Raw genomic sequence first — 26,001 nt, forward strand, 5'->3', positions numbered from 1 at the left:
TGTCGTTGTTCGAGCGCGCCCTGCGGCCAGACTCAGTTGATGCGGACCAGACCGCCCTTGACGGTCGTCGTCGCGCCGCCGGAGAGCTCCGCCGTCGCGTCCCCGGCCACCTTGACGCTCGGGGCTTTCAGTTCAGCGGACGCACTGCCGGTGATCTTCACCGTGGCACCCTTCAGTTCGAGTTCCGAGAGTGCTTCCACCGTCACTTTCTTGCCTTTGATGGTTACCGAGCCGGCCGACGTCGTCACGGCAACGTCCTTCTTGGCTGTCACGTTTACGGGTCCTTCCGAGAGAATCTCGATTGCGGCGTCCGGCTTCTGGACGAGTGAGATCTTCTGTTTGCCGCCGCTGGTGCTCACCGTGAGCTGTTCGCCGTCCGGGGATTCGAGGAACTCCACAAGCATTCCGCTGCGGGAGACAAACGCGCGCCGTGTGACGGCGCCGTCGGACGAGCCCACGTGGTCCGCCCAGGGTTTGTCCGGTTTGTCCTGGCCGTTGTACAGGCCGCCGAGGACGAACGGCTGCTGGAAGCTGCCGTGGCCGAAGGCCACGAGGACCTCGTCCCCCACTTCAGGGAGGACGACGGCGCCGCGCGAGGCCCCCGCCCCGGCCTGGACGGTGCGGGCCCACCAGCTTTCGTAGTTGTCGGACAGCACCGGGAATTTCACCTTGACCCTGCCTTGGTTTTCCGGGTCCCTTGCCGCCGTCACGACGGCATTGACCACTCCAGGCACGGCGCCCCGGCTGTTGCCGCCGGCGGCTACCCCGTAGAGGGAGCGCTCGGATTCGTGGCTGACGGCGAACGTTGTGAGATACCCGGTATCCGGGCTGAATTCGTGGCGGGATGAGCTCAGCGTGTACCGGCCGTCGAAGGGCTTGCCGGCACCCTTGAGCACAACGGCGGTACCGGCCCGCAGTTTGGGGTTGCCCCGGGCCAGGCCTTCCAGTTCCGCGAAGGCGCCGCCAAGGCGGGAGGCGATGGAGGCTGCCGCGGCGTCGCATTGTGCCGCCTGGTCAAAGGCCGTTGGAGGAGCTACGTACCGGGGGCTTCCGAACTTCTTGGCGAGGGCGGCCGGGTCCACATCCGGCAGTTTGGCACTGCGCGTCTGCGCCTGCGCGACGGCCACAATCGCCTTTTTTGCGGCGACGTCCCAGCCCCGGACTTCGACGTCGGGAACCTGGTCCGCGGAAGTGACTGTGCCGCGAAGCGCTACAAGGTTGACCCCCCGCTCAAGGACCAGGGGGTCCTCCTTTGCCCCGCCGGCGCCTCCCGGTGCCGTCGCTGAGTCCGTCGACGGCGTGAAATGCAGTTCACCGCCGGACACGGAAAGGACCACCCCTGATTCGACGGCGAGCCGGTGCAGGAAGTCCCAGTCGCTGATGCCGTCCTGGGCCACGTGCTGGAGGACGGGGCCCTTCGCGGCGATGGTGCCCGCCTTGATGCCCGCGCGCTGGGCCACCTTCCGGACGATGTCCGCGGCTGTGCTCTGAAGGTACGCTTCAACGCGCCGACCGCGGAACAGCCGGTGGGAGTGATCCAGGCCCCGGACGATTGTGTACAGGCCCTCGTGGTCCATTTCTGTTTCCAGCGCCGTCACTTCACCGGAGAGCAGCGGGACGGGACCTCCCGGGCCGCTCTGTTGCACGGACAGCTTCACGGGTACACCGATGCTGAAGCCTGCCTTCTCGAGGACGGTGGAGTATTCATCGCTGAAGCGGAGCAGGAAGAGGTCCGGAACGTTGCTGCTGTCATCGATATAGCCGGCCACCAGCCGCGCGGCAACATCCGGCGGGAGCGGCCTGCCAGCCACCTCCACCAGCAACATGTTGCTGAACTCCTCGCTATGCGCCACGGACCACCTCCCTCGCCCGCCCGGAGGCGTTAGGCAAGTTTCCGGACGGCAGCTCGTCCACGGCGGGCAGCATGACGGAGTTGCCGGGCCGCATCCGCATGGGGTCGTCGATGCCATTCGCCGCAGCCACCGCCCGCCACAGGGACGCATCGCCGTATTCGCGGTAGGCGATCCCCGCCAGGGTGTCCCCCTCCACCAGCACGTGGAGCCGCCGCGGCACCAGCCCGCCGGAACTGGGGTTCTGCTTGGGCGGGTCTCCGGATATTTCTTCCAGCGTGACGGTGCACGTGGCACGGACGGGCAGTCCTGCGGCCGTGAACAGCGTGTACTTGACCTGCACGCTGGATACGTAGGCAAGGAAGCCCGTGAGCTTGCCCCATCGGAACAGCACCCAGGGAGGCGAGCCCTTGTTCTGCTTCAGCGACGCCTCGGTGGGTGCACAGCACGAGAACAGCTTCTCCACACGCTGGACCACCGCGTCATCCTGCTTCCCGGAGGCATCAAAGAACATCTCCAAGGCCAGTTTGGAGGGCATCGGCCCCTTGTACTGGGGCGCACCGGCCTTCCCGTTGGCCTTGGCCGTTTGGCGCGCCCAGGAGGCGGACTTCCCCATGGTCAGTTCTTTGGGGTTGAACTGGAAATCGATCCGCCCGAACTGCGGGCCGGGTTTGTCCAGTGACCCGTCTTTGGACGGTTCAAACAGCTCCAGGTACGCGTGCGAAAGTTTGAGTGCCTCTTCGCCGCCGCGGCCGGACGAGCCGCCGGCGGCGGCTGCTGTGGCGGGACTGGCGGCTCCGGCCGCGCCCTTGGCGGGCGCAGGGACTGCAACTGTGGTCATGTCAGGTTCCTTCCGTCAGCGCAGTTTCGAGACAAAACCGTGGTGGGCGATCTCAAGGGTTTCCATGATGACCTTCGGCTGGTCGGGGTTGAAGGAGGGCCCCTTCCACCGCACGGGAACGACGTCGTAAAGTTCCCAGCCGGCGATTTTGGTGCCGTTGCCGGTCATCGCCTCGATGATGCCGGTGCAGCGGGTGTAGCCGGAGGCCATGTCGGCGAACCACTTGGCGATCTTCTCCGTGTCCTTCCCCAAGGGCCTGGTCAGCGTGATGTTCGGATACTTGAGCCGGGTGGGCAGCTGCCAGATGAAGGCGTTGTTGCCGCCCTCCTCCCGGGATTCAATGACCACTTCGCAGCCAAGTCCCTCACAGGTGGAAAACGCTCCCAGGTCCGCGTTGTCCAGAGCGACGATGTATTGGACGCTGACAGCGGTGGCGACATCTTCCAGCATGGCTTCCTCAATTCGAATCGGTGCGCAGGCCGCGGCGTTCGCGGTCAAGCAGCATCTCGGCCTTGATGCGGCGGATCAGCGGCCCGGCAAGCCGCTTGGCAAGCTCCTCCAGCTGATCGGGGTTTGCGGCGCCTGCCACGCCTGGCGCCCCCGCGGACCCGCCGGGTGCCGGCGCGGCAGGCCCTGCGGGAGGCTCGTCCCTGTTGGCCTCCCCGGCAGGGGACGCGCCGGAAACCTCTGGCGGAGCGGTCACTGGTACGGCCTCCGGCGGGGCCGCCGCATCGGGCGCCCCGGGTAGGCTGTCCCTCTGGACCGTGCCGTTGAATTCCTGGCCCTGGCTGGCCAGTCCATCCATCACCGGCTCCGCCGCCGGGGCAAGCGTCAGGACGACGGGGTTCTGAGCAGCCGAATGAACCACCGGTTGACCAGCAGTTCCGGGGAGATCTGCCGCCACGGGATAGCGGGCTGTACGGAACGGAACGGATCCGGGGAAGGCGGCTACACGTTGGAGGGCCGGCGCAACGGTGTCCAGCGAGCGGTTGCGGGCTCGGGTGCCGGGGAAGGGCATTCCGGGTGAGGGAGATCCGTCCGGGGCATGCGCTGCCGGCGTGTCCAGATTGAGGGTCCGCTGAATGACGCTTCCGACGGCGGCACTTGGGGCGGGCGGTTCGGTCACCTCTCGCAGATCGGGGCCGCCGCCGGACTCTGGTTCGGTTTCGACGGCTGGCCCGGTTTGGTAGCCAGTACCGGCATCAGGCGGGAAGTCTGTGGACATCCGGTCCGGTTCGCCTCCGCCCGTGGCGTCGGTGGCTCTGTCCGCGCCGGTTCTGCCGGGCGCGTCGCCGCCGATGGCCATGGAAGCAGCAGTGCCGGCTCCGGTCTGGGAGGCCGGCGGAGTGTCCCCAGCCGGCACTTGCTGAACGGCCGGGGGCATCGCCGTCATACGTTGCCAAGTAAGGGGCGTGGAACCCGGGGTCACCGGCCGCGACGCGCGCACGTCAGCGGTGCCCACCCGTGAAGCGGACCATTGGGCCGCGGTGTCAACTGCTGCCTGATCCGTACGCTGGACCGTCGCTCCGGATAGCGCATCCGACTGCGTTAGACCAGCGGATTCCAATCCCTGCATCGCTCCGGTTCCGACTGGCGGTGTGCCGTTAGCGCCGGGGCCCCTCCCGGCTAGGGCTGTGCTTTCTGGAATCGGGAACGCACGAGTAACGGCCGGCCAGCCGTGCCCGGCGTCCCTTTGGACCGCGATACCTCTGTGAACGGGGATCCCGGCTTGGACGGGCACCCCGCTTTGCGCAGGGAACCCGTCCGCCCTCTCGTCGCCCAGGAGACCGCGGCTGAGGACTGATGTCTCGTCGGCCGCGGATGTACTGGGCAGGTCTGGTCCTCTGGCGCCGGCGGCCGGCCCGGAATTGTCCGCCGGCACCTCGTGGTGCGGATCGTCAGGCTGAAGCAGTGAGGCAGCAGTCTCCCGGAATGCCGGGCCGCCGTCGTTCTCTAGGTGCCTATCGGCCGCCAGCCGGGATACGACGGGAAGGTCCGCGCGCCTTTCTGTATGAGCGCCCTGCACGGCGATCCTCTCCCGGCCGGAACCTCCCGACGGCGGCGTTGGTGCCGAAGGCAAGGCATCCGACAGCAATGGTGCCGATGATTCCCCTGCCAACGGCAGCGGCGACGGCTGCTGCTCCCCGGTGCCCTCATCGTCCGGGGCCGTTGCCAGGCTTTCTGAGCCATTGCCGGCTTCCGTGGTCTCGGCAACCGGGCTTTCAAAGAACGTCATTGACGCGGCCGGACCGGACCCTGGCGGGGTGGCGACGTCTGCAAGTGAACCGGACACGGCGCCTGGACCGCTGGCAGAAGCCAGGTTGGCTGGTGACGGCGGGGGTACCGCGCCGGCGGCCGGCATGGGTGCTTCTGCCCGCTGTACGGGCCAGCGCGTTTCCGGCACATCCGATGCCCGGGGCATGGGGTGCTCGGAGGACGCGGGTGGGGAAAACGACAGTGGGCGCCCCAGCCCGAGCCGGCTCGGATAGATAAACGGCGGTGGCTCCCTGGGCGCAGGTGGTGAGTCCGGCCCGCGTTCCGTGGCTCGCTGGACGGCAGGAGGGGCAGGCAGCGGCACATACGTGGCATTTCCGTCGGAGGTGCTGCCCCCCGAGTTGTGCCGCGGCGGAGCCACCGTGTCCCATCCCGACGTGGGCCATTCAGCCGCTTGCGATGCACCGGAGTCCGTTACACCCGGGTCCCCTTCCGGAAGGGCAGTTTGCGCAGACTCCGCGGTCTGAGGTTGGGCGGGCTGAGGTTGCTGAGGCGAAGGTTGAGCGCCGGCCGCCGAGCGTTGCATCGGTACCGTGGGCCGCACAGACGCCTGGGGCCTGCTGGGAGGCCTCTGATTGCCTAATGGTGCCTGATTTGATCTGGTGCTTAAGTCCGGCTCCGGCTGGTAGCCCACCTCCGGCGTCGGAACCGCTTCGACGTGCAGCACCCCATCATCGTCCGGCGCTGCCGTCACCGAAGACGCTTCGTAGGGAGCGTCCGCCGCGGAAGAGGTGCGCTGCACCGCCGTCGGAAGTCCGCCCGTCGGAAGTCCGCCCGCCAGACGAGAGCGGGCAGGCGGGACTAGCAGTGTAAGGTCGGCCGGTTCCGAACGGTACGCCTCCCCCGTGCCGGTGCCGCCGCCGTCGACGTCTATCACCCCGGGCGGCGCGTCGGCCGTTACGAGGTGGCTCATGGGGCCTGTGAAGGAGGGGTTGGCCCACGCCGCAAGGGAGCCGGCGAAGCGGTCAGGGCCGTGGGCCAGTTCCATGGTGCCGATGGTGCGTTGGAGCGGCGGCAGGAAAGCCCAGCCGGCGGGCGGCACCGGAGGCCGGTCTGCCGGTGCCTCCGCTTCGGGCGCTGAAGCTTCGGGCCCTGGCTGGGGGCGATCACGTTGCCAAGGCCACCGCATGGTTCAGCGCTCCTGGGAAAGCCGGGTGTTGATTCCCGCGATTTCCTTGACGTACCGGAGCCGCTGGCCGTGTTCCAGATCCAGGATGTCGTCAAGGGGCCAGTGGAAGTGGTAGGCCACGTACGCCACCTCCTCGTAGATCCGGTCCGGCGCGTACGTCATGATTCCCCCAGGCGGCCACCAGCGAGATCCGCCGTGAAGCGGTGGGAGCATTCGGGGCAGGTGACCGCGATCCGCGTGTGGCCTTCGGCGTTGATCCGGCGGTAGAAATCCTGCAGGAAGGCGACGTCGGAGGCGAACATGTTCTCCACCACGGCGGACGTGACCGCTCCCAGGGTGCCGAGCGACGTGATGACCCTGCCCAGGAGGACAACGGTTGTGTAGGCCGCATTCTCCTGGACCCGGGCATCGTAGAGCGGCAGCAGTTCATCGCGGGCCGTCGCCAGCCGCATGACACCGGACTTGTGGACGGTGCCGTCCTGGTCGACATACCCCCGCGGAAGCTCAAAGCTGAACTCGGTGCGGAGCGGCTGCCGGTCCCCGTTGCGGTCCTGGCCGCCGCCTAGCTGTGCTCCCGGCGGGTCCCCGCCCGGAGCCGGGAGGACCGCCGCTCCATGGGTCCGTTGCATCATGAGATGGTGGACTCGTCGTAGCAGATCACGAACTTCTCCGTGGCCTGCTCCGTTGCGCCGGCCTTGAGCGAATTCAGCTCAACGCTTTTCACCCAGCAGTTCACAAAGTTGTACGTCTTGAGCGTGTCGCCCTTGTAGTCGAGCAGGGCGACGGCGGCGGTCTTGCGGGCACCGGCGACGTCGCCTTCCATGACGGTCTTGAGCCAATCAGTCACGGTCTTGCTTTCGGTCAGTCCACGAGTGATGCTGAGCTCTCCCGGCTTGGGCCGGCCGATGAGCTGGCGCACCACATACTTTCCGTCCTTGGTCTGCTGCTTCAGCTCGATCTTGTCCACCTCCGATTTGAGGCCGCTCACTTCGATCACCCTCGGCACCTCGATGCCATCAATGGTGACCGTAAACGCGTTGGCTGGTGAGTTGTCAAAATCGCCGAGGGCCATGGTCTTGCTCCTTTTGAACTGGGATTACTCGCTCACGAGGCTGGTGCCGCCGGAGAACTGGGACAGCTGGAAAATGACGAACTCGGCCGGTTTCACCGGAGCAACACCGATCTGGCAGACCACCTGCCCGGCGTCGATGCCCTCTGCCGGGTTGGTCTCAGAGTCACACTTGACGAAGAACGCCTGCTCGGGGGTGAGGCCGAAGAGAGCGCCCTTGCGCCATTCGTTGGTCAGGAAGGCACTGATGGTGCGCCGGATGCGGGACCAGAGGGCGGGGTCGTTCGGTTCGAAGACGGCCCACTGGGTTCCCTGCAGGATGGACTCTTCGAGGTAGTTGAAGAGTCGCCGGACGTTCAGGTAGCGCCATTCGGCGTCGCTGGACAGGGTGCGGGCGCCCCAGACGCGGATTCCGCGGCCCGGGAAGGTGCGGATGCAGTTGACGCCGATGGGGTTCAGCAGTTCCTGCTCGGTCTTGGTGATCTGGGTCTGCAGGCTGGTGACGCCCCGGACGACCTCGTTGGCCGGCGCCTTATGGACGCCGCGGGTGTCGTCGTTACGGGCCCAGACGCCGGCCATGTGACCTGAGGGCGGAACGAACCTGTTCGTCCCGGTGGAGGGGTCGAAAACCTTCACCCAGGGCCAGTAGAGTGCAGCAAACTTGGAGTCGTAGCCGCCGCCGTCCATGCGCCATTCCTTGATCTGCTGGGCGTTGAGGTTCGGCGGCGGATCGATGATGGCGATGCGGTCGCCCATCAGCTCGCAGTGGGCGATGGCGGCGAGCTGGACGGCCTTGACCGTTTCCAGGTCGATGGATCCCTGTTCGTAGGCGGCCATCAGGTCCGGCACCGAGACCATCGTGACCTCATCGACGGCCTCCAGGCCGCTGAATCCGGTGCGGTCGGCGGCGTCGCCGACGTAGTCGTCGGCGTTGAGTTCTTCGGTGGTTGGCAGCTCGGGCTCCGGCTCCGGTGCGACCAGCTGGATGGTGCCCTTGTCCGGCTTCACAAGTGCCCCGCCGGTGGCGACTTCCTCGATGGTGACGATCTTCGATTCCGCGCTGACCTTCGTGGCGGCGTTGTTGGGGCCGCGCTTGGTGGTGACGTTGTCCCAGACCTCGGGCGGCTTGCCCTCCGCTGTAATGACGATCTTGAACTGGTCCTCGGGTACGTTTTCGCCGCTGGGGTCTGCGATTTCCACGGTGACTGGCTTCGGGTTGGCGGCCGCGGATTTGGCCGTCAGGCGATATCCGCCGATTTGGGCCGTCGGCGAGGCCGTCACGGCCTTCGGCTGCTGCTTGGGTTTGTCCTCCTCGCGTGCTCCGTCGGCGCCGATGCGCACGACGTAGCAGTTCCCTCCGCCGTTGAGGAAGTAGCCGTAGACGGCGTGCGCGAGGTACGAGCCCGGGATGAAGTCCCCGAAGGTTTCGGAGAACTGGGTCCAGTTGGACACCAGGGTTGGCTGATTGTCCGGGCCTTTGGAGGCTAGGCCTACGAACGCAGCGACTGCTGTGCCTACGCCCTCGATTGGACGAGTGCCCGCTGCGACCTCGTTTACGTACACACCTGGCGAAAGATAGCTTGGCATTTTGTCTCCTCGGTGAACCCAAAACGTGGTTCAAGGGTCCTGCGGAGACGGGGTGCGGCGGTACGGCTATCTGGATGCGCTCACGGGAAGGATGGGATGCACGAAGGGGCAGGAGTGGAAGAAAAACTGGACGGCGTAGCAGTTGCCACCGCCGTTAGGGGCGCATAAGTAAGTCGCCGAACGCCGCAATCTGCAGCCTCGCTCTCGTTCGATGCACAGGTTGGCCCCGGGCAGTGGCGCGCTGTGATTCCCGGCCCGAGCCCTCAAAGGCTCTAGGCCTACGCTCATCGCAGACTCGTTGGACTCACTCAGCTGCGACGGGCTGGAACCCCAGCTCACGCATTGCCGGGGAGTTCTTGTCGTACAGCTGGTGCATGACGATAAAGCGTTCGATCTCGTCCGATCCGAACATATGCGCGCCGGTGATGTTGCGCACCGCCTCGTTGAAGTACCTGTTGAGGTCCGCGAGCATCGGCGTGAGGTTCCGGTTTGCGCCGCTCGGATCCGAATGCTGGCGGAATGGCTGATCAGTTACTCGCGTCAGGTGCTCGAAGTCGATAGAGCGGTACTTGGGACGCAGTTTTCTGCCGTCTGCCTGAGTGACCAAAACCTCGATCCGGAGAGCGCTCTTGCCACTCTTGCCGCCCTTACCCCATTTCGCTTTGCTCCCCTTCGCCCCGATTAAGTCCTTCAGCTCGTCGTCCGCACGAAGTGTCCGCCAAGCGTGGTCACGGAAGTCCCCGTAGTAACCCCTGCTCAACGTCCGAGCCCGTTTCAGGATCTTGAGCGCGTCCCTTCTCTCCCTCTTGGTGAGGGCTCGGCGTCCTCGGCCCTTCATGAAGTCCTCGAACCGGCTCTGCAGACCGTCCAGCTTTCTCCGGCTCCTGTTAGGCGCGCGTACGAACTCCGAAAGCAGACTAGGCATCCGTTTCTCGATGAGGACCAGGATCTCACCTGCGGATTTGGGGTTCGTGGGTTGGCCGCCACGAACGCCGACCTGCTCAGCCTCCGGCACTGAGCGCGGCGCTTCCTTCACAGTGACAGCTGTCCGCTGGAGCGACGGCACGCCGCTGACTTCAATCGATCCCCTGCCTGAGAGGTGCCGGTTGCCGGCGGTCACTGCGGCGTCATGAACGCGCTCAGTCAAATCACGGTGGTCGGTGTTCCTCACGGCAACGTCCGCCACTGCCTTCGCCGCAGCGGCCCCGTCGTCCCGCCCCGCAGTCCGCTGCGCCTTATCCTTGATCTTCGCCGCAGTTCCTTTGGCCTTGCTGGTCACCCACGCCTTACCGGCCTCCACTTTCCCCTTCACCCAGGCCTTCCCCGCGGCGACCTTGGCCTTCACCTTGCCGCCGAAGCTCTTCAGTCCCCGGATGATCGGCCCGGCAAGCTTGAGGCCGGTCTTGATCACGAAGTCGAGGGCTTTGTTCACTGGCTTCTGTAGGGTCTCCACGATCTGGCGGATCTTCTGGCCGACGCCGCCAATGCCGATAACACTCGCGAGGAACCCGATGAGGATCGGGACCATCTGCCCCAGGACGTCGTTGATCTTGTTCACCACGCTGCTGACGTTGCCGCGCACGATGTCGGCGACGGAGTCGATGATGGTGTTGACGAACTTCATGATCCGCTCGGCGTTGTTCACGAAGAACATCACGACGTCGTAGATCAGCTTGCAGGCCTTGATGAACGCCGCCGCGGGGTTGAGCAGGCCGATCAGCCACGTGATGCCGGCCGTAATGATCTTGGTGATCACGAAGTCCTTGACCTGCTCGAGGATCATGTCCTTGATGTTGCCGAGCTTTTCCACGAGCATCTTCCACAGGCCCGCGACGCCCTGGCTGGCGAGGACCTGGAAGATCTCCACGCCCTTCTCGACGGCGTCCATCGCCGCGGCGCCGATGCGCTTCACGATCCTGTTCTTGATGTTGGCCCAGGTCAGGCCGAACAAGGATGCGAGCAGCTTGATGATGCCCTTGACATCGAAGGTGTCGGGCAGCTCGACGCCGCCCTCCGCCAATGCGCCGAACAGCCAGCCCATCAGCCCCTTCTTTAGGTGGCCGAGGATGTGCTCCTTGAACATCAGGATGCCGCCCTTCACACCCTCGATCAGGTTGCCCAGGAAAGCGACCGGATTCTTGATGATGTCCCCGACGACGCCCGCCGCGCGGGACAGGACGTTCTTGAGCATCGAGGCAAGCTCACGGATCGTGTTGATGATCGCCTTGATCGCGCCGATCGCCTTATCCACCAGGCCCTTGTTCTCCGCCTGCAGCGCCTCGATCCGCTCGTCCAGCCCCTTGCGCGCCTCGACGTACTTCGTCGCCAGGGCGTCGACCACGGACTCCTGCTTCGCGTTCACGTCGCTCTCGAGCTGGGAGAACTTGTCGCCGATCTCCTTGGAGGCCTCGGCCCCGACCTTTTGCAGACTGGCCGGGAGGCTCGCCGCGTAAGACGCGATCTCCGCCTTGCCCCTGGCGATCCGCAGCTTGGCCGCGGTCAGAGCTCTCCCGACGATGTCCGCCACGTTGGAGATGACGCCGTCCATTCGCTGCAGATACAGCTCACGGCCCGCCTCGTAGAACTCATTGACCTTCGGGGGCATGCCCGCAATCTTGTCCCGGAGCCAGCGGTACCCGCCGAGCCAGCCGCCGTACCGGTCCTTCTTGTAGGCCGACATCTTCGCCTCGACGTACGCCTCGAACGCCGACCGTGCACCGGCCTCGCCCTTCTCGAAGGCAGCCTCCACCTTCGGGTCGATCCCGTCGAGGATCTTCTTCACGTCGGCGTCGGCGGCTGCGAAGATGCCCTGGACTTTCGCCGTGACCTCGGCGCGCTTCGCCTCATCCTTGGACTTGGTCTTGCCCTTGTCCGCGACCAGGTTTGCCAGCGCCGTCGCCTTGGCACTCTGCATGCCCGTGACCCCCGCGGCGGTCTGCGCCCCGGCCTCCGCTTTGCCCTGCTGAAGGACCTGCTGCTCCTGCTGGCGGAACTCCGCGGGGGCGGTCTGGGCATGCTCGGCGGCGGCCTGCTTGTCGGCGAGGCCCTGCTTGAACTCAGGCTCGTTGGACTGCTCCAGCTGCTGCTCGCTGACCTCGGCGTCGGCCATCTCCTGGTTGGCCTGGTGCGTGCCGGCGGCGAGGTTGACCTGCTCGGCCGGTGCCGGCTTGGGCACGGCACCTGCCGCGGGGACGTTCACAGCCTGGCCCGGCTGCTCCTGGGCCATCGGCGTGACCGGCTTCGGGACAGCCTTGGACTGGTCAGGCGGGGCACCTGTGGCCGCCTCGATGTCCTTGGCCTGGCCCTCCTTGCCCTGCGTGACCAGGCCCTTTACCTGCCCCTTGGCTTCCCCCGCCTTGCCGGACTTTTTGTATTCGTCGGCCTCCTGCAGGGTCTTCGGCGACTTCGCCTCTATGGCCGCCTTGACGGCTGCGATGAAGGCTTTCTTGTCGAAAGAGCCGGCCGGCTGGGCGTCCATGGTGTCGAGTTTTGCTGCCTTGGCCTGACCGGCGACGTCATCGGAAGGGGGAAGTGCAGCCGCCTGGGCCTCCTTGGCCTTGGACGCGGCCGGATGGTGCGCCTTCCGTGACTGCGCGAAGCCCTTGATGTTGCCGGTGACCTGGCTGAAGGCCGGATCGTCCTCGGGCCGCACCGGGATGGGTGCAATGGGCGGCTGTAAAAGCTTGTCGGCAGGCAGTGCAAGAGGTGCCAACGTGGCCGGAGCGGCCGCTCCCCCGGCGGGCGCAGGTGCGGGAATCTTTCCTCCCGCGGGGCCCTTGCCCGCCCCGCCGGTTTTGGCCGCCCCGGCTTTTCCGAGCGGGCTGGCCCCCGGCACGGGCTTGGGCGGCGGCACTGGCTTCTTCCCAGGCACCTGCCCGGGTCCGAATCCTGTCTTGGTGACGGCGAGGGCCGAGGCGGGCGGCTTGGGGCCCTCGAGCTCAACGGGAACGCCCGCCGTTTTGGCGGCCTTGAGCCCCTTCTCGACCGTGGCGATCGCGGGCTCATCCCTGCGGACCTCCTTCAGCGCTGCGTCGATCTCGGCAACGGCCTGCTCCCCCGGGGATTTCAGCTTCGCGGCCATGAGTGCGCCCACAGCGGCGTTGCCCGCCTGCCGCTGCAGGGCCAGCACGGCACGCGGACCGACTCCCGCCCGCGTAGAAACCCCGGCCCGCCGCCCGCCCTCGATGAGGACACCGCCGACCTCACTTCTCGAAGCGACGGTGGCCGCCCGCGCAACTGTGGGCCCGGCGCGCTGCGCCGGAACCTTGCCGGGTCCGCCCTGAAAGGTCGTCGCCATGGACCGCTCCGGCCGGGATCAGCCCGGCTCTTCCTCTTCCGCCTCGTCACGCTGGACAGTGCCACCCGAAAGAAAAGACCCCTGCGCGGTTTCCTTCTCCTCCTCTTCCTCACGCTGGACCGATTCCTCGCGCTGCACGGATTCCTCGCGCTGAACGAATTCCTCACGTTGTACGCCGGCACCTCCCACAAAAGTCCCCTGGGCGGTGTCCTCGTCAGCGTCGCGCTGTACGACGGCGGCGCCCGCGGGGAAGCGCTGCGCCGTCGGAGCGGCAGGGGCGGACATCGCCCGCTCCGCAGTGGCGGCTGCCTCACGTTCGAACCGGTCCGACGGGTCGCTGACGCGCACGCCGGTGCCCGTGGCGGTCCCGTCCACCGGGCCGCTACGCTGCTGGACCACGTGCGTCAGTTCATGGGCCAGCATGGTGCGGCCGGCGTCGGAGCCGGGATCATACTTGTCCCGCTGGAACACGATGTTGGATCCCACCGTGTAGGCGTGGGCGTTCACGGACGCTGCAGATGAGTGCGCAGCATCGCCCGTGTGGACGCGGACGTCAGAGAAGCTGTGGCCCAGCCGGCCCTCCATATCGGCCAGCACTGGTTCCTCGAGCGGCTGCCCGCCTCCGGATGAGACGACGTCGAGCACTGGCGACCGTTCCTCCTCCGCAAGGCCGCGGACGCCGCTGTTGCCGACGGCGCGCTGAAGCGCCAGTATGCCCCGGGACCCGACGACGTCGGTCCGGCCGGCTGCCGCCGCCCGGTACAGCACCGCAGGGTCTGCAGCTTCGGTCCGGGCCGGCTTGGCCCGCAAACTGTCGACGTCGGACTGGTCGTGGTCGTGGCTGTGCATCATGCGCCCCTTTCATCAGACCTACACAGACGATCCCCCTTGCCATGCGGCGCTACAAGCGCCGCCGCGGCGCCGGAACGGGCAGCCGTTCCTGCCCCAACGGGCAACGCGCGCTTGCATCACCGAACGGATTTCCTCGCCGTCGAGAGCATCCCCCAATACGGGCCGAACTCGCTTTCCAGCGTCAGCCGCCCCAGCTTGCGGTACTCCCGCTGCACGGCGGTGACGAGGTGCCGCATGGTCACCGTCCCGCCGTCGTCCGCTGCCAGATATGCGGCGGTGACGGCGGCGGAGCGGATGGCGCCGCCCGCCAGTTCGAAGGCCTTGCCCAGGAAGGCAAGGTCCAGGTCAGCCGCCCGCCCCAGCGTCCGCCCGAGGCACCGGTCCCACAGGACGCTGCGGTGGGCCGCGTCCGGCAGCGGGAAATCGACGACGACGTCCAGCCGGCGGGTGAAAGCCTCGTCGATGTTCGCGCGCAAATTCGTCGCCAGGATGGCCAGGCCGTCGAAGGTCTCCATCCGCTGCAGCAGGTAGGCGCTTTCAATGTTGGCGTACCGGTCGTGGGCGTCCTTCACCTCCGAGCGGCGCCCGAAGACGGCGTCGGCCTCGTCGAAGAGCAGCACCCCGTTGACGCCGGCCGCGGCCGTGAAGATCCGCTCCAGGTTCTTCTCGGTCTCCCCCACATATTTGTCGACGACGGTGGCCAGGTCCACGACGTAGAGGTCCAGTCCCAGGTCCTGTGCCACCACCTCCGCCGACATCGTCTTGCCGGTTCCCGAATCCCCGGCAAACAGGGCCGCGACGCCGTGCCCGCGGCCGGCTCCGGGCCGCATCGCCCAGTCGCCGAGGACCTTCTCGCGGTGCTTGGCCCGCAGCGCAACCTCCTGCAGGGCCAGCAGCACGGCATCGGGAAGGACCAGGTCATCCCAGCCGACCACCGGTTCCACCCGCCTGGCCAGGCGGTCCAGGGCCGAGCCGTTCTCTGCCCGCGCTCCGGCCCCGAGATGCGACGCAGTGATCCTGCCGTCCGCAGCCAGGGTGGCCTGGATCTGCGCCGATCCGGCGGCGCGCGCCACATGTTCCGGCCGCAGCCGGAAGGCCGATGTGGCCGCCGCTACGTCCAGTCCGTTGAGCGGGCCAAGCGCTGCCCGCCACAGGTCCGAGCGCTCGGCCGACGTGCTGACAGGAACCTCCACCAGCAGCGGCGGCCGGGTGGTCCACGCCGGATCCCACGCCGCGTCCCCGACGAGCAGCACCGGCTGCGGCTCGGCATGCAGCGCTTCCAGCAAAGCGGGGTGATCAGATACCGCGGCGAGGGGGCCGGCCACCAGCCCCGCGCCCCGGAGCCTCGCTTCCCGTACGGCGGCCTGCGCCAGCGGGAGCGGGTCACGCTCTGCGGCCAGCCGGGTCAGATCAAGGAGAACCGCCTCAAAGCCAGTGGACCGCAGCGCCTCGGCAGCGAGCACGCGTCCGGACCCCGTTGCGGGCTCGCGCAGATAGGCCAGGCGGACACCCGCGTTGAGTGCCCTTGCGAGCGGTCCGGCGTCACCCCAGCTGACGGCCGGCTGGCCAGCCAGCACGGCCGCGAGGTCAGGTTCCGGCGTATCGTCGCCCAGGAGATGCCCGACGACGCGGTCCGGCACCCGCAGCGCCCTGCCGGGCAGCGGGCGGTCCGGATCCTCGACGGCCACCAGGCCGCCCGTGATGAGCGTGCCGGTCAGCAACCGGGCCCTGCCGTCCGCGGCGGTCAGCGGTTCGCCGCAGAGCGCCAGCGCGACGGCGACCGACGGCCGGCGCCTCGTGACGTCGTTGTTCAGGTATCCGAAGAACTGTTCGAAGCGCGGATCGAGGTCGGCTGCGAGCGCCACGAGCAGCAGATCGACGTCAAGAGGCAACAGGCCGAAGGTCGCGGCGAGTTCCCGGAGCCTCAGCCGGTGTCCGGCTTCCTCGGCCTCGTCCGCCGACTGTTCGCATTGCAGTTGCCGATGCGAGGCATCGCCGTCTGCATCCTGACCGTCCGGATCCAGAGAGGGGGAGGCTCCGCCAAGCAGGCGGTCCACCGCCTCATCACTGAGATAGAGCCCGCGGAACGGGTCATCAGGCTGCGGGTCATCGGCCCGCCGCGCCGCCACCAGGAGACGGATGCGTTCCTCGACCACGCCGACCCTCCCGAGCAGGTGCGCGAGGCTGGGGTTCCCCGTCATCGGTCCGTCACCGGCGCGGGCGGCGCGGTCCGCCGACGGAGGCGGGCGGAGCGGAGTGCTGGTGCCGCCCCGCATCGGCAGCGCCGCTCCTCGTATCCGTCATGTCCACGTGCGTGCCCTGGGATGCCGGCGGGCCAGCCTGGTAAACAATGCCGGTATCAACCGGCGCGATGACCACGATGTCGAGCGACGGCTTCAGCTCCCCGCCCAGGGCAGACCACACGTCAGCAAAGGCGCGGTCCTCCGGCGGAGGAAGCCCCACGGTCAGCGGCACCACCAGCCCGGTCTCGGCCAGCGGGCCAACCACGAGCTCGTCCGGCAGGGCATCATGCTTGAGGAAGCAGCGCAGCAACTGGTCCAGGAGCCGGTGCTCGTCCTCCGGTCGTTGGGTCCACGCCGTGACAAGGTAGGAGAGCTTGTAGTGGCGGGGTGCGGGCCGGCGTGTCCGGACGTGGCCGTCGTCGCCCCGCTGTTCCGACAGGCCCCGTTCGCGGCGCCGAACGTCCTCACGGATGTCGTAGAGGTACAGGTTGACCGTTGGCGCATTGCGTCGGGCCGCCCAGTCCTTGGTGGGCGCGTCGAAGACCACATCCACTTCTGAGCCGTCAAGGGCCTCAGTCCGGATGAGGGTACGCAGTGCGTCGTCCACCTGGGCAATCACGAGGTCTCTCCCTGGTTGTCGGACCTTACGGCCCGCCGCGTGACGGACCGTAAGGTCCACGTTGATCGAGCCTGTCCTCCGCCGGCACCATGAACCGGGCACGCGTCCGGGAACTGCCCGCTACCCCTTCGGGCAGTTCCCTATATCAGTCCCTCCCGCAATGCGTAGGCCACGGCATGGGATCGGTTGCGCAGCTGGAGCCGTGTGGTCACGTCGTGCACCACGTTCTTCACGGTGCGTTCAGAGTAGGCTAGTTTCTGCGCGATCTCGCAGGTGTCCAGTCCGTCCGCCAGCAGGCGCAGGACTTCAACCTCCCGCGGGGCGAGGCCGGTGAACATGATCCCGCGCGGTCCGAGGACGTGACGCTGCAATTTTCCGACCTGATCCAGCAGCCGGCCCAGCAGGTCGGGCGGCACGCTGCCCTCCCCTGCGGCGGCAGCCATGATCACGGAAACCAGACGGTCTGGAGTCGCTTCGCTGCGACGCACCAGGCCGACCACACCGGTCTCCACGGCCTTGACGAGGTCCCCGTCGTCGAGGCGGCCGGCCACAAGGACGGCCCGCGACGTTCCATGCCGCTGGACTATGCGGAGCAGAGTCAGCGCTTCATCGTCCACTGAGTCCGCAACCACGACGACGACCCTTGCCTTCTCGGCATTCGGCGCCCGCACGACGCGGACTTCTGGACGGGCACGCAGCTCGCTCGCGACTCCAGCTTCGGAGATCGGATCGCGGGCGTGGACTCTCACAGTGATTGGTTCCATGAATCCTCCCTTCATACATGTGATGGCCGCGGAACTGCCTGGTCGCCCACACCAGCTTCCCGTACCTTAATCCGGCACCCCGCTGCACTGAATTTAGCCGACGCTTCTCTTCGTGCAGTCAACAACGGCTCAACGGGCAACAGCACTGCCCGGAAGTCCGGCCCGCCGGAGTGTTTGCCGGCCGGCGTGCCGCCATAGCCTCGGAGTACCTGCGAGCGCATCGGCGTGAAGGATGTGCCCGGGGCTTCCGGAGGAGGGGCCATGAGCACCACTGCAACACTTGATTCGCCCGGCCTCACCTTGGAGCCCGGCGCCGCCGGGTCCGTCCGGCTGACCATTCGCAACGACGGTGAAGTTGTCGAGGAGTATTCTCTTCGGGTTGTGGGGCCGAGCGAGTCCTGGGCCGACGTCGTGCCCGACCGCGTCTCGCTTTACCCGGGTCATGACACCACCGCACTTGTGGAGTTCAGTCCCCCGCGGTCCGCCTCCGTCCCCGCCGGTGAATTCAAGTTCGGGATTCACGTACTGCCCACGGAGCATCCTGAAGATGCCGTAGTGCCGGAAGGCACCGTAGATGTACTGCCGTTTCTTCAGACGACAGGCGAACTCATGCCCAGAATGTCCCGGGGCAAGCTTGGCGCCAAGCACAATGTCGCCGTCGACAACAGTGGCAACGTCCCCATCACGGTCGACGTGGCAGGGTCCGATCCCGGAGAGCTGCTGGAGTTTTCGCTGCAGCCTCCGGAGCTCACCATAGAGCCGGGCACCGTCCAGTTCACAGCCGTGCGGGTCCGTCCTGCCCAGAAGATCTGGCGCGGCAGGCCTGCCATGCACATCTTCGCCGTGACGGCGACACCGTCAGACGGTATTCCCCTGCCGCTCGACGGGACCCACGTCCAAGACCCCGTGCTGCCGTCACGGACGATTATGGCGGCACTTGTCTTCCTGCTCCTGGTCGTGGCGCTGACCGTAGCATGGCACCTTACGCTCGACTCGGTCAGAGTAAGCGATCCCGACGATCCCAACCCCGCCCAGGGCGCTGCGTTCAACGTCCTCCCGCACGGTGGCCAGTGATGCCCACGGGTCCAGCACTCAGGGTCGGAGATACGGCGTTGTGCCCCTTGTCCGACGGCCCTAAACCGCACCTCGGCGGACCCGTCTCGCCGGCGGCAGGCGTTCCAACGGTGCTCATCGGCGGCTTGCCGACTGCAGTGGCCAATGGCCTTCCCGGCGGGATTGTGTGCGTCTCGCCGGTACCCAACGGCATCGCGTCAGGCAGCCTTACCGTGCTCATCGGAGGGTTCCCTGCTGCCCGCCTCGGCGACCTCAGCCTGCATGGGACTCCCGTCGCGCCGGGACCTGGATGTCCCACTGTCATCATCGGCGGCTGACTCATCCAACCGCGGCGGACGTTTCGGGCGTGCCACCCACCGGCGCAGAGAGTTGCGCGGCGCAGGGTTCACCCTGGATCACTGCGTTTCTTGCCGGCAGCGCGACTTTCACCTCGACTGAATTATTGCTTTCGTTGACCTCTGGGATGGTTCCCTTCGGGTCCGCCGTGATCGTGAACGTGTGAACTCGCTCGAAGTCGGACGCTCCGACATTGACTCGTACTGTTTCGGGCTTCGATTCAGTTGTCGCCGCCAGATTTACTTCCCTGCTCAGCCCGGTGTCGCTGCGCAGGGACACCAGAACAGACGCCGCTTCCGGCGTGTCTGCGCCCTGATTTCGCAAGTCCAAAGAGATAAGAAGGCAGTCAGGGCCATCGGCAGCGGCTCTGGGAGCCACCGAACACTCGGACGCTGCAGCCACCCTGAAATCCGGCACTGCCTGAGCACCATCCGGCGACGGCGCTGTGGCTGTCGACGGCGTCTGCGGAGAAGGGGTTGTGGCTGTCTCCTGCGTGAGTGCGGCCTGCGTGGGAACGGCCGACGTGATGGCGGCCGGTGTGATGGTCTCGGCGCTACAAGGTACGTGCGGTTGTGTGGTCGGGGGCGACGCCGATGTTGTTGTGGGCGGAGGCTCCGATGAAGTCGTCGGCGGAGTTGGGTCCGTGGTTGTCGGCGAAGCTGATGTAGACCCGGGTGAAGTCGAGGGCGCCGACGTCGACTCTGTGGACGAATCAGTCGTTTGGCCTGTCGAACCCGTTCCAGTCCCGCCCGTCTCGCCCCCGGTGGGCGTGGGCGTGGGAAATGCACTTACGGTGTAGCCGGGCACGGGCGGGCCGCAACCGGCAAGGGCGAACATCAGGAGGAGCAGTAGCGAGATGCAGACCCACTTCCGACGAGAAATCATTGTGCCCGCTCCGCTCAGATTCAAGTCCAGTTGTGTGCTCCGCTGCGGCCAACGTGCGGCGCAGCAGAATGCTCCCAGCAGAAATCCATCGTGCAGCGCGGGTGCTTCTGGCTCGCGGCCCGAAAGGGCAGACTTCGGGGCAGTATTCCTTCCGCCAATCGCCTGCGCGCGGCTGAACTACTCCGGCTTCTTTGCCCGGCTTGGCTGAACGCGGGGCGGCTCGCCCGGCATCTTCGGATAGTCCGGCGGGAAGGGCAGCTCACCCAGACCGTCCCTGACGTCCCGTTCCCACCACTGAAGCAGCTGGTCGATGGAGCCCGAATCCGCGTTCATATCGGCCCATGGATCCCCCACTGTTTTCAGCCGCTCCGGCACCGTGAGGATGGTGAAGTCTTTCGGACTTACGGTCTCGAGCTCGTCCCAGGTGATCGGACAGGAAACGGGGGCATGGGCGAGGGCGCGCGGGCTGTAGGCGCCGGCAATGGTGCGGTCGCGGTTTGCCTGGTTGAAGTCCAGGAAAACCCGCTCGCCGCGCTCTTCCTTCCACCAGTTCGTGGTGACTTTCTCCGGCATCCGCCGTTCGAGCTCCCGGGCGGCGGCGATCACGGCGTGGCGCACGTCCAGGAACTCGTGCGTCGGTTCAATCGGGGCGTACACGTGCAGCCCGCGGTTCCCCGACGTCTTGATGAAAGCGTTCAGCCCCGCCTCCGACAGCACTTTCCGCAGCTCTAGGGCCGCGGGGACGGCGTCGTCGAAGTCCGTGCCGGGCTGGGGGTCAAGGTCGATGCGCAGCTGGTCCGGGTTGTCGGAGTTCTCGGCGCGCGAGGGCCACGGGTGGAAGACGACGGTGTTCATCTGCACGGCCCACACTGCGGCCGCAGGTTCGTCCAGGACCAGCTGGGGATGCGAGCGAGCGCTCGGATAGATCACCTTGACGGACCGGATGAAGTCCGGCGTCCCCTTGGGCGGATTCTTGGAGAAGAACTGCTCGCCGTCGACGTTGTCCGAAAACCGCTGGAGCGAGACCGGCCGGTCACCGTTAGCGGTGATGAAGGCCTCGCCGACGTCGACGATGTAGCGGGCGAGATCGAGCTTTGTCAGGCCCAGTTCGGGCCAGAGGACGCGGCTGGGACTCGAGATCCGCATATCCCGGGGACCGTTGGGTCCGTCGACGGTGAGGATGGTCTGTTCGCTGGCCATGGGGACAACCTACCCTGCGCGGCACGCGGCGTCAGTACCTTGGCCCGCGCCAATGCATCTGTAAGGATGTGAACTGACCGGGCCGTCGGCTGCCGAAATCGTCAAAGGGGACCCTCTTCATGGTTGAATCCGCGAGTCTGGACCAGGCTTCCGGCCGGCAATTGCCCGGCCAGCAGTTGCTCAGCGTCGTGGCCGAGCAGGCGGGCATCCGGCAAGGGGACCCGGACTGGACAGACTTCGAGCGGCGCCTCGACCGTCACTTCCCTGACTTGTCCCGGCTCTTTCACTCGCTCTATGGCTCGCGGCCGGACTGGCAGGAGCAACTGACGTCCCTCCTGGTGGAGACGGCCCGCTCATGGAAGGACCGCCCCGGCGACCTGAAGGTCCTCGACGCCGAGCGGGACGGCAACAGCGACTGGTTCCAGTCCAACAACATGCTGGGCGGCGTCTGCTACGTGGACCGGTATGCGGCCGACCTCGAGGGCGTCCGGACGCGGATTCCCTACTTCAAGGAACTCGGACTCACGTACCTGCACCTGATGCCGCTGTTCCTTGCCCCCGAACCGCTGTCCGACGGCGGCTACGCGGTCTCCAGCTACCGGGACGTCAATCCCAGGCTCGGCACCATGGAGCAGCTGCGCGAGCTGGCCGCCGAGCTGCGGGCCAACGGCATCAGCCTGGTGGTCGACTTCATCTTCAACCACACCTCCAATGAGCACGAGTGGGCACGGAAGGCGGCGGAGGGAGACCCCCGTTACGGCGACTACTACTGGATCTTCCCCGACCGCGCCATGCCGGACGCCTTCGAGCAGAACGTGCGCGAGATCTTCCCGGAGGACCACCCCGGTTCATTTTTGCAGCTGACCGACGGGCGGTGGGTCTGGGCAACATTCCACACCTTCCAGTGGGACCTGAACTACTCCAACCCGGAAGTCTTCCGCGCCATGGCCGGAGAGATGCTCTTCCTGGCCAACCTGGGCGTGGACATCCTGCGGATGGACGCCGTGGCCTTCATCTGGAAGCAGCTGGGAACTTCATGCGAAAACCTGCCGGAGGCCCACACCCTGCTGCAGGCGTTCAACGCCGTCTGCCGGCTCGCCGCGCCGTCCCTGCTCTTCAAGTCAGAGGCGATCGTGCACCCGGACGAGGTGGCGCTGTACATCGATCCGGCCGAGTGCCAGCTGTCGTACAACCCGCTGCAGATGGCGCTGATCTGGGAGGCCATGGCCACCCGGAACGTGTCGCTGCTCGCCCAGGCGCTGGAGCGGAGGCACAACATTCCGGACGGAACGTCCTGGGTGAACTATGTCCGCAGCCACGACGACATCGGCTGGACGTTTGCGGATGAAGACGCCGCCGAGCTGGGAATCAACGGCTTCGACCACCGGCGCTTCCTCAATTCCTTCTACGTCAACCGGTTCCCGGGCAGCTTCGCCCAGGGCGTCCCGTTCCAGGACAACCCGCGCACGGGAGACTGCCGCATTTCCGGGACAACGGCCTCCCTCTGCGGCCTGGAGGACGGCTCCGCCGAGGCGATCCGCCGGATCCTGCTGGCCCACTCGGTGTCCTTCAGCACCGGCGGCATCCCGCTGCTGTACCTGGGCGACGAAGTGGGGCAGCTCAATGACTATCAGTACGCCATGGAGGACGGCCACGAGGCCGACAGCCGCTGGGTGCACCGGCCGCAGTTTCCGGCCGAGCGCTACGCGAACCGGACGGACCCGTCCACGCCGGAGGGGGCCGTCTTTGACGGACTGCGGCGGATGACGGCGGTTCGCGCGGGCACGCCCGAGCTGGCCGGAACGCGCCTCGTTCCGTTCGCCACGAACAACCGCGGCGTGCTGGGTTACCAGCGCCCTGGCGACGGTACCGTGATCCTTGTCCTGGCCAACTTCAGCGACGCTCCTCAGGTGGTCACTGCGCAGACGCTGTCAGGCTTCGCCGCCGAGGCGCTGGACCTCCTTTCCGGAGCCACGGTCCGGATCGACCAGGGAATCGTCCTGGGCCCGCAGGATTACGCCTGGCTCCGGGTTGTGCCCGCCGGCTAGGCGCTGACCTTGCGGCGCGCCTTCCTCACCTTCCCGGCCGCAAACAGGGCAACCAGCACCACCGCCGCGGCAACCACCACGCCCTGAAGCACACCGGCGTACTGCTCAACCAGCGGCCAGCTCTCGCCCAGGAAGTATCCGGCCAGCACCAGCACCGAATTCCACACCAGGCTGCCGGCCAACGTCAGCGCGAGGAGGGGCAGCAGCGGCATGCGGTCGATGCCTGCGGGAATGGAAACCAGGCTCCGGAAAAGCGGCACCATCCGGCCGAGGAAGACTCCCTTGTAGCCGTGGCGGGCAAACCACGCCTCCACCTTGTCGACGTCGTCGAACGCGACGAAGGGAATCCTGCCGATAAGCGCACGGGTCCGGTCCCTGCCGAGCCATCCGCCCAGCATGTAGAGCACGTACGCGCCCAGCAGCGATCCGGCGGTGGTCCAGAAGATGGCTTCCAGGAGGGTGAAGCCGCCACGGCTCGCCGTGAAGCCGGCCAGCGGAAGGATGACTTCGCTGGGGATGGGCGGGAACAGGTTCTCCGGGGCGACGACGAATCCGGCCCCTGGCGCGCCGACGGCCGCCATCACGTCGACGACCCACCGGGAGATCCCGTCCAGGTCGGAGGCGGCGCCGGACGCCGCAGCGACGGCGCTCATGCCCGGACCTCCGTGCCTGCTTGGGTGGCGTCGGCCCCGAAGGACGCGGTGCCCAGGAAGGCGGCGGCAGCAACGGCCGCAAGAATTGAGCGGAGCGTTCCGCTTCCAACAGTCAATGGCGCAATGGGACGGTACGTGATCATGATGGTTTTCCTCCAGGCGGATCGGGCTTGCCTCCACTCTCCCCTCCGGAGTTAGCCGGAGACTTTCACTGGTCTGTGTGCAGGCTGTGCGCGGCAATCCGGCATTATTGACTCATGCCCATCGCTGAAATCCCCGTCACGATTGCCGTCGGTGACGTCCAGGTTTCCGGAGCCTATGCCCGGCCGGACGCTCCCTTCGCCACCCTGGTTGTTGCCCACGGAGCGGGCGCCGGCATGGAGCATCCGTTCCTGCGCGGCTTCACCCGCGCGTTGAACGACGACGGCGTCGCCACCTTGCGCTTCAACTTCCCGTACCGCGAAGCGGGCAGGAAGTTCCCGGACCGGCCGCCTGCGGCGATCGCCGCGTGGCGGGCGGCCATGGACGAGGCGGCGGCCCGCTCAGCCGCCCATTCCGAAGCGGAGCCGCTGTGGGCCGCCGGCAAGTCGTTCGGCGGGCGCATGGCGTCGATGGCGGTGGCGGAGGGCATGCCCGCCGCCGGCCTCGTCTACCTCGGCTACCCCTTGCATCCGCCGGGGAAGCCGGAAAAGCTCCGCGACGAGCACCTCTACGGGCTGGAATCCCCGATGCTGTTCCTGCAGGGGACCCGCGACACGTTTGCCACTAAGGAGCTGCTGGAGGGCGTAGTTTCACGCATCGGACAGACCGCCACGCTGCACTGGTGCGCCGGCGGCGACCACTCCTTCGCCGTAGCCGGCAAGAAGCGCAGCGCCGAAGAAGTCGGGGCCTCGCTGGCAGGTCCGGTTGCGGCGTTCATGCGCGCCAACAGTTCTGCCCGCCGATAGCCCTGCGCTCCAACTCAGCTAGCCTGCGCACGGTCCGGGCACAGTTCCGTGCCCAATCGGGCAGCTCATTCGAACTGCCCGTCAGCGTGGGCGTGGCTTCTCCCCGCCATTCCCTAGGGAAACCGCGCATGTCCCATTCCTGCGCACCGGGCCCAAGGGGCATAGCACGCAAGCAGAGTCAACGATGGCTGGTTTCCCTGTCGGTTACGTGACGTCACAATGAAGTCCAGGGTTGCCGGGGACCCGATTTTGGCGGGTCGAGTTCAGGAGCACTTTGTGGCAGCTCGAAGTAAGCGACATGCAACCGAGGGACCGGATTCCGCTAAGAGGAATAGCGTTGGCAGGCTGGCTCTGCGAAGCCTCTCGGCGGCACTGGTCCTTGGTTTTGTTATCTACGCCCTCGGCCAAGGCCCGGTCATTTCAAATCACCAGCCTGCCGGCGAGGTCATGTTGCCCGCGGCTCCCTCCGGGAGCGAAGAACGGCAGCTCCTAGACCCGAACAACACCCCGCGAGTGAGAGTGCCTTTTCGTCCGGTGGTTTCAAATGCTGCTCTCAAGGGAGCATCGACGCCGGGAGTTGCGTTGTCACAGCTGAAACGGCCTCCCCGCGGCTCCCTCATGGCTCCTCTTGAGGTCCTGGTCAGGACTTCGCAGTTTGGGTCGCGCAAGAATCCAATCACGGGTGAACTGGGCGAATTTCATTATGGGCAGGATTTCGGTGCACCCTGCGGAACCCGAGTCTATGCTGCCGATGCCGGCGTCGTCCGCGCCGCGGGCTGGCACCCATGGGGAGGCGGCAACAGGTTGGAGATCGACCACGGCAATGGCCTTATGACGACCTATAACCACCTGCTGAAGTTGGGTGCCGAGAAAGGCAGCAAGATCAGGGTTGGGGAGGTTGTTGCCAAAGTGGGCACCACAGGGTCCTCTACCGGGTGCCACCTGCATTTTGAAGTCCTCGAGAACGGACAACACAAAAACCCGAACCTTTGGACCCTGTTGGACATCCATCAGATTGATCGCCTGCGTGGGGACGACAAGATGATCAGCTTTGATCCGAGCTCAGTGAGAACGTTGGGCTGGACAATTCCCGCAATGCTTGGGAAGACCTACCGCAACGAGCCATCTCCGCAGCCCTCTCCCCCACCGGACAAGTGCAAAACCACACCACTGCCACCCGAGTGCCCACAACCACCGGACAAATGCGCCTTCCAGGCCGGGGTCCCGATGCCCGCCGGATGCCCCCTCCCGCCAGGATGCACCGCGGAAGCCGGGGTCCCGATGCCCGCCGGATGCCCCCTCCCGCCAGGCTGCACCGCGGAAGCCGGGGTCC

General features: G+C 66.7%; 22 protein-coding genes. 5 read left to right on the forward strand and 17 right to left on the reverse strand.

Annotated elements, in window-relative coordinates:
* Positions 1–32 precede the first annotated feature (32 nt).
* From J7I89_RS02910 to J7I89_RS02970, 13 genes are all read right to left on the reverse strand, one after another.
* Positions 33–1,853, reverse strand: coding sequence for a VgrG-related protein (locus J7I89_RS02910; protein ID WP_214967127.1), 1,821 nt, complete (start codon positions 1,851–1,853; stop codon positions 33–35).
* A complete protein-coding gene (locus J7I89_RS02915) occupies positions 1,843–2,691 on the reverse strand; it encodes a LysM peptidoglycan-binding domain-containing protein (protein WP_214967129.1) in 849 nt (282 codons plus the stop codon). Before J7I89_RS02915 ends, J7I89_RS02910 begins: the two co-directional genes overlap by 11 nt.
* Positions 2,692–2,706: 15 nt before the next feature.
* On the reverse strand, positions 2,707–3,141 hold the full coding sequence (locus J7I89_RS02920; RefSeq protein ID WP_214967132.1) for a phage tail protein: 435 nt from the start codon (positions 3,139–3,141) through the stop codon (positions 2,707–2,709).
* Positions 3,142–3,148: 7 nt separating this feature from the next.
* Positions 3,149–4,075 carry a hypothetical protein gene (locus J7I89_RS02925; RefSeq protein WP_214967133.1) on the reverse strand — a complete coding sequence of 309 codons (927 nt, stop codon included), beginning with the start codon at positions 4,073–4,075 and terminating at the stop codon, positions 3,149–3,151.
* A gap of 2,022 nt (positions 4,076–6,097) precedes the next feature.
* Positions 6,098–6,256, reverse strand: a complete 159-nt coding sequence (locus J7I89_RS02930) for a DUF6760 family protein (protein WP_104139115.1) — start codon at positions 6,254–6,256, stop codon at positions 6,098–6,100.
* Positions 6,253–6,723 (reverse strand): hypothetical protein, encoded by a 471-nt coding sequence (locus J7I89_RS02935; RefSeq protein WP_251044830.1) that lies wholly within the window; start codon positions 6,721–6,723, stop codon positions 6,253–6,255. The genes J7I89_RS02930 and J7I89_RS02935 overlap by 4 nt, the downstream gene beginning before the upstream one ends.
* On the reverse strand, positions 6,723–7,166 hold the full coding sequence (locus tag J7I89_RS02940; RefSeq protein WP_214967135.1) for a phage tail protein: 444 nt from the start codon (positions 7,164–7,166) through the stop codon (positions 6,723–6,725). The genes J7I89_RS02935 and J7I89_RS02940 overlap by 1 nt, the downstream gene beginning before the upstream one ends.
* 24 nt (positions 7,167–7,190) lie before the next feature.
* Positions 7,191–8,750, reverse strand: coding sequence for a phage tail sheath subtilisin-like domain-containing protein (locus J7I89_RS02945; protein WP_214967137.1), 1,560 nt, complete (start codon positions 8,748–8,750; stop codon positions 7,191–7,193).
* Positions 8,751–9,054: 304 nt separating this feature from the next.
* Positions 9,055–13,047 (reverse strand): hypothetical protein, encoded by a 3,993-nt coding sequence (locus tag J7I89_RS02950; protein WP_214967138.1) that lies wholly within the window; start codon positions 13,045–13,047, stop codon positions 9,055–9,057.
* Between the two features lie 18 nt (positions 13,048–13,065).
* On the reverse strand, positions 13,066–13,899 hold the full coding sequence (locus tag J7I89_RS02955) for a DUF4157 domain-containing protein (protein ID WP_251044831.1): 834 nt from the start codon (positions 13,897–13,899) through the stop codon (positions 13,066–13,068).
* Positions 13,900–14,015: 116 nt separating this feature from the next.
* Positions 14,016–16,175, reverse strand: a complete 2,160-nt coding sequence (locus tag J7I89_RS02960; RefSeq protein ID WP_251044832.1) for an ATP-binding protein — start codon at positions 16,173–16,175, stop codon at positions 14,016–14,018.
* Complete coding sequence (locus J7I89_RS02965) at positions 16,108–16,761, reverse strand: DUF4255 domain-containing protein (RefSeq protein ID WP_214967141.1); 654 nt, start codon at positions 16,759–16,761, stop codon at positions 16,108–16,110. Before J7I89_RS02965 ends, J7I89_RS02960 begins: the two co-directional genes overlap by 68 nt.
* Before the next feature lie 140 nt (positions 16,762–16,901).
* Positions 16,902–17,525 (reverse strand): response regulator transcription factor, encoded by a 624-nt coding sequence (locus J7I89_RS02970; RefSeq protein ID WP_214967143.1) that lies wholly within the window; start codon positions 17,523–17,525, stop codon positions 16,902–16,904.
* 261 nt (positions 17,526–17,786) lie between these two features.
* Between J7I89_RS02970 and J7I89_RS02975 the strand changes: the two genes are divergently transcribed.
* Together J7I89_RS02975 and J7I89_RS02980 are read left to right on the forward strand one after the other, a co-directional pair.
* Positions 17,787–18,599: a hypothetical protein gene (locus J7I89_RS02975; RefSeq protein ID WP_214967145.1), complete on the forward strand. Its 813-nt coding sequence runs from the start codon at positions 17,787–17,789 to the stop codon at positions 18,597–18,599.
* Between the two features lie 47 nt (positions 18,600–18,646).
* A complete protein-coding gene (locus tag J7I89_RS02980) occupies positions 18,647–18,916 on the forward strand; it encodes a PAAR domain-containing protein (protein WP_251044833.1) in 270 nt (89 codons plus the stop codon).
* 1 nt (position 18,917) lies between these two features.
* Here the strand turns inward: J7I89_RS02980 and J7I89_RS24955 are convergent, their stop codons facing one another.
* Both J7I89_RS24955 and ligD read right to left on the reverse strand, forming a co-directional pair.
* Positions 18,918–19,820: a CARDB domain-containing protein gene (locus tag J7I89_RS24955; protein WP_308159787.1), complete on the reverse strand. Its 903-nt coding sequence runs from the start codon at positions 19,818–19,820 to the stop codon at positions 18,918–18,920.
* Between the two features lie 177 nt (positions 19,821–19,997).
* Positions 19,998–21,020 (reverse strand): non-homologous end-joining DNA ligase, encoded by a 1,023-nt coding sequence (gene ligD, locus J7I89_RS02990; RefSeq protein ID WP_214967149.1) that lies wholly within the window; start codon positions 21,018–21,020, stop codon positions 19,998–20,000.
* A 119-nt stretch (positions 21,021–21,139) separates the two neighbouring features.
* On the opposite strand from ligD, the gene J7I89_RS02995 reads away from it, so the two are divergent.
* Positions 21,140–23,068: an amylosucrase gene (locus tag J7I89_RS02995; protein ID WP_214967150.1), complete on the forward strand. Its 1,929-nt coding sequence runs from the start codon at positions 21,140–21,142 to the stop codon at positions 23,066–23,068.
* On the opposite strand, the gene J7I89_RS03000 is transcribed toward J7I89_RS02995, so the two are convergent.
* Positions 23,065–23,721 carry a DedA family protein gene (locus J7I89_RS03000; RefSeq protein ID WP_214967152.1) on the reverse strand — a complete coding sequence of 219 codons (657 nt, stop codon included), beginning with the start codon at positions 23,719–23,721 and terminating at the stop codon, positions 23,065–23,067. The genes J7I89_RS02995 and J7I89_RS03000 overlap by 4 nt on opposite strands.
* Entirely contained in the window at positions 23,718–23,864 is a 147-nt protein-coding gene (locus tag J7I89_RS03005) for a hypothetical protein (protein WP_214967154.1), read from the reverse strand. The genes J7I89_RS03000 and J7I89_RS03005 overlap by 4 nt, the downstream gene beginning before the upstream one ends.
* A gap of 114 nt (positions 23,865–23,978) precedes the next feature.
* Between J7I89_RS03005 and J7I89_RS03010 the strand changes: the two genes are divergently transcribed.
* Positions 23,979–24,668 carry an alpha/beta family hydrolase gene (locus J7I89_RS03010; RefSeq protein WP_214967156.1) on the forward strand — a complete coding sequence of 230 codons (690 nt, stop codon included), beginning with the start codon at positions 23,979–23,981 and terminating at the stop codon, positions 24,666–24,668.
* Positions 24,669–25,286: 618 nt separating this feature from the next.
* Positions 25,287–26,001, forward strand: a 715-nt coding sequence (locus J7I89_RS24960) for a M23 family metallopeptidase (RefSeq protein ID WP_251044834.1), incomplete at its 3' end; no start/stop codon positions are given.

It is taken from the genome of Arthrobacter sp. ISL-5 (genome assembly GCF_018613835.1).
In the GTDB taxonomy this organism is placed as follows: domain Bacteria; phylum Actinomycetota; class Actinomycetes; order Actinomycetales; family Micrococcaceae; genus Arthrobacter.

What these genes read in the sequence shown, in the direction of transcription:
- J7I89_RS02915 (WP_214967129.1), bottom strand. Translation starts at nt 2,691, where the DNA reads ATGACCACAGTTGCAGTCCCTGCGCCCGCCAAGGGCGCGGCCGGAGCC.
- J7I89_RS02925 (WP_214967133.1), bottom strand. Translation starts at nt 4,075, where the DNA reads ATGCCCCCGGCCGTTCAGCAAGTGCCGGCTGGGGACACTCCGCCGGCC.
- J7I89_RS03000 (WP_214967152.1), bottom strand. Translation starts at nt 23,721, where the DNA reads ATGAGCGCCGTCGCTGCGGCGTCCGGCGCCGCCTCCGACCTGGACGGG.
- J7I89_RS02955 (WP_251044831.1), bottom strand. Translation starts at nt 13,899, where the DNA reads ATGATGCACAGCCACGACCACGACCAGTCCGACGTCGACAGTTTGCGG.
- J7I89_RS02970 (WP_214967143.1), bottom strand. Translation starts at nt 17,525, where the DNA reads ATGGAACCAATCACTGTGAGAGTCCACGCCCGCGATCCGATCTCCGAA.
- J7I89_RS03010 (WP_214967156.1), top strand. Translation starts at nt 23,979, where the DNA reads ATGCCCATCGCTGAAATCCCCGTCACGATTGCCGTCGGTGACGTCCAG.
- J7I89_RS02950 (WP_214967138.1), bottom strand. Translation starts at nt 13,047, where the DNA reads ATGGCGACGACCTTTCAGGGCGGACCCGGCAAGGTTCCGGCGCAGCGC.
- ligD (WP_214967149.1), bottom strand. Translation starts at nt 21,020, where the DNA reads ATGGCCAGCGAACAGACCATCCTCACCGTCGACGGACCCAACGGTCCC.
- J7I89_RS02945 (WP_214967137.1), bottom strand. Translation starts at nt 8,750, where the DNA reads ATGCCAAGCTATCTTTCGCCAGGTGTGTACGTAAACGAGGTCGCAGCG.
- J7I89_RS02975 (WP_214967145.1), top strand. Translation starts at nt 17,787, where the DNA reads ATGAGCACCACTGCAACACTTGATTCGCCCGGCCTCACCTTGGAGCCC.
- J7I89_RS03005 (WP_214967154.1), bottom strand. Translation starts at nt 23,864, where the DNA reads ATGATCACGTACCGTCCCATTGCGCCATTGACTGTTGGAAGCGGAACG.
- J7I89_RS02960 (WP_251044832.1), bottom strand. Translation starts at nt 16,175, where the DNA reads ATGCGGGGCGGCACCAGCACTCCGCTCCGCCCGCCTCCGTCGGCGGAC.
- J7I89_RS02930 (WP_104139115.1), bottom strand. Translation starts at nt 6,256, where the DNA reads ATGACGTACGCGCCGGACCGGATCTACGAGGAGGTGGCGTACGTGGCC.
- J7I89_RS02920 (WP_214967132.1), bottom strand. Translation starts at nt 3,141, where the DNA reads ATGCTGGAAGATGTCGCCACCGCTGTCAGCGTCCAATACATCGTCGCT.
- J7I89_RS24955 (WP_308159787.1), bottom strand. Translation starts at nt 19,820, where the DNA reads ATGATTTCTCGTCGGAAGTGGGTCTGCATCTCGCTACTGCTCCTCCTG.
- J7I89_RS02940 (WP_214967135.1), bottom strand. Translation starts at nt 7,166, where the DNA reads ATGGCCCTCGGCGATTTTGACAACTCACCAGCCAACGCGTTTACGGTC.
- J7I89_RS02935 (WP_251044830.1), bottom strand. Translation starts at nt 6,723, where the DNA reads ATGCAACGGACCCATGGAGCGGCGGTCCTCCCGGCTCCGGGCGGGGAC.
- J7I89_RS02995 (WP_214967150.1), top strand. Translation starts at nt 21,140, where the DNA reads ATGGTTGAATCCGCGAGTCTGGACCAGGCTTCCGGCCGGCAATTGCCC.